Here is a 518-nt window from a genome sequence, read left to right as displayed (position 1 = left end):
GTCACACACGACGACCTTGTGCCCGGCATCGAGAAGGCGCGCCGCCATGCGGCTGCCCATCTGGCCGAGGCCAATGAAACCCAGAACCTGGTCCGCCACTCGCGGTCCCTCCCTTTAACGATAGTCTCGGACGTTGGGGCCATTCTCGCGGCTTGCGGCCGCATGTTCAGCCTCTCGATGATACCGATACCATAGCTGTGGCGCCATTCCTGTCCATCCCGTCAGGTGCTGCCGCGATGGATGATCTCGAAGCGCAGATCCACCGCGACGGCGGCCGAGGAGCGGCCCTGGATGCGGTCGAGCAGCACCTCCGCGCTGCGCCGGCCGATCTCCAGCCGCGGCAGCTTCAGCGTGGTGACGGGCGGCACGAGATGGCCGAGCAGATCGAAATTGTCGAAGGCCGCGATGGCCACCTTGCCCGGCACGGGCCAGCCGCGCCGCGCGCATTCCAGCGAAGCGCCCATGGCCAGCACGTCGCCGGCGAAGAAGATCGCGTCCGGATTGCCGCCGCCCTCCAC

At 67.6% G+C, this 518-nt stretch carries 2 protein-coding genes; both read right to left on the bottom strand.

Features of this window, described 5'->3' with window-relative positions:
- On the bottom strand, positions 1 to 99 hold a 99-nt coding region (locus AC1DWF_RS38635; protein WP_476843680.1), incomplete at its 3' end, for an NAD(P)-binding domain-containing protein.
- A gap of 122 nt (positions 100 to 221) precedes the next feature.
- The coding region (locus AC1DWF_RS38630; protein ID WP_476843679.1) for a substrate-binding domain-containing protein at positions 222 to 518 on the bottom strand (297 nt) is incomplete at its 5' end.

It is taken from the genome of Aminobacter sp. P4_D5, assembly GCF_056401815.1.
This window is presented reverse-complemented; position numbering and strand designations above follow the sequence as displayed.